At 73.8% G+C, this 2,084-nt stretch carries 1 protein-coding gene and 1 pseudogene; both read right to left on the minus strand.

Translation table 11 applies throughout. The features are described from left to right. Window positions 1–85: 85 nt before the first annotated feature. Window positions 86–1,684: an acyl-CoA carboxylase subunit beta gene (locus DQW06_RS11190; protein WP_117198404.1), complete on the minus strand. Its 1,599-nt coding sequence runs from the start codon at window positions 1,682–1,684 to the stop codon at window positions 86–88. A gap of 55 nt (window positions 1,685–1,739) precedes the next feature. Beyond that, window positions 1,740–2,084: pseudogene (locus tag DQW06_RS11195) on the minus strand (exopolyphosphatase); the annotation flags it as partial.

Consider the following 2,084-nt stretch of genomic DNA (forward strand, 5'->3'; position numbering starts at 1 on the left):
CGCCTACCTCGACCCCGACGCCGTGGTGGCCGCCTCGGCGGAACCACCGGAGGGGACGGCGGAGGGCGTGTGGTTCACGGTCTCCTCACATTCGGAAGACGCCGAAGCGGTCGGTGCCCCGGACGGGGGCGTTGTGGGCGTAGGACAGGCACAGGCCCAGGACGGTGCGGGTGTCGCGGGGGTCGATGACGCCGTCGTCGTAGACCCGCCCGGACAGGAACAGGGGCAGTGACTCGGCCTCGACCTGGCGCTCCACCATCTCCCGCAGGGCGGCGTCCTGGTCCTCGTCGTAGGACTGCCCCTTCCCCGCCGCGGACTGGCGGGCGACGATGGACAGCACCTCGGCGAGCTGGCGGGGGCCCATGACGGCGGAGCGGGCGCTGGGCCAGGCGAACAGGAAGCGCGGGTCGTAGGCCCGCCCGCACATCCCGTAGTGGCCCGCGCCGTAGGAGGCGCCCACGAGCACCGAGAAGTGGGGGACGGTGCTGTTGGAGACGGCGTTGATCATCATCGAGCCGTGCTTGATGATGCCGCCCTGCTCGTACTCGCGGCCGACCATGTAGCCGGTGGTGTTGTGCAGGAACACCAGCGGCGTGTGCGCGCGGTTGGCGAGCTGGATGAACTGGGCGGCCTTCTGGGCCTCGGCGCTGAAGAGCACGCCGTGGTCGTTGGCGAGCACGCCGACGGGGTAGCCGTGCAGGTCGGCCCAGCCGGTGACCAGGCCGCCGCCGTAGGAGGGCTTGAACTCGTCGAACACCGAGCCGTCCACGAGGCGGGCGATGATCTCGCGCGGGTCCACGGGCACGCGCAGGTCGGGCGGCATGATCCCGAGCAGGTCCTCGGCCGGGTAGAGGGGTTCGGGTGCCGACGGGCGCGGGGCGGGCCCCGCCTTGGTGTGTCCCAGGCGGGCCACGATCCGCCTTCCGATACGGATCGCGTCGCGCTCGTCCTCGGCCAGGTGGTCGGCCAGGCCGGAGACCTCGGCGTGCATGCGGGCCCCGCCCAGCGACTCGTCGTCGCTCTCCTCACCCGTGGCCGCCCGTACCAGCGGCGGCCCGCCCAGGAACACCTTGGAGCGCTCGCGCACCATGACCACGTGGTCGCTCATGCCGGGGATGTAGGCGCCCCCGGCGGTGGAGTTGCCGAAGACCAGCGCGACGGTGGGGATTCCGGCGGCGGACAGGCGGGTCAGGTCGCGGAAGGCGCGACCGCCCGGGATGAAGATCTCCTTCTGGGTGGGCAGGTCGGCGCCGCCGGACTCCACCAGGCTGACCAGCGGCATCCGGTTGCGTTCGGCGATCTCGGCGGCCCGGGCGGTCTTCTTCAGGGTCCACGGGTTGCTGGAGCCGCCGCGCACGGTGGGGTCGTTGGCCACCAGCACGCACTCCACGCCGGAGACCGAGCCCACGCCGGTGACGAGGCTGGCGCCGACGTGGAAGTCGCTGCCCCAGGCGGCGAGCGGCGACAGCTCCAGGAAGGGGCTGCCCTCGTCCAGGAGGAGTTCGATCCTCTCGCGGGCCAGCAGGCCGCCCCGGGCGCGGTGGCGCTCCACGTAGCGCCGCCCTCCCCCGGCCAGGGCCTCGGCGTGCTCGGCGTCGATCTCGGCGAGCTTGGCGAGCATCGCCTCGCGGGCCTCGGCGAAGGCGGGTGAGGCGGTGTCGAGCCCGCTCCTGAGCACGCTCACGGCTGGCCCGCCTCCCGTGCCTCGGGGACGGGAACGCTTCCGGTCCTGGACGCGCTCACGGCTGCTCCACCTCCGCCAACACGGTCTCGGGGACGGGGACGCGGCGGGCGCGCAGCCACTCGCCCAGCCCCTTGGCCTGGGGGTCCACGCCCTCGCGGCGCGCGGTGCCGGGGGCGAGCAGGCCCTCGATCCAGAAGTTGGCGGCCCGCAGGTTGGGCAGCAGGTGCCGGGTGACGCGCAGTCCGGCGGTCTCGGGCAGGAGTTCGCGCAGCAGGTCGGCGGTCAGGGTGGTGGCGAGCCACCGCCACGCCGTCTCTCCGCGCACCCACACGCCCAGGTTGGCGTCGGCGCCCTTGTCGCCGCTGCGCGCGCCCAGGACCAGGCCGAGCGGGACCGGGCG

It is taken from the genome of Nocardiopsis sp. TNDT3 (genome assembly GCF_003427465.1).
Taxonomy (GTDB): domain Bacteria; phylum Actinomycetota; class Actinomycetes; order Streptosporangiales; family Streptosporangiaceae; genus Nocardiopsis; species Nocardiopsis dassonvillei.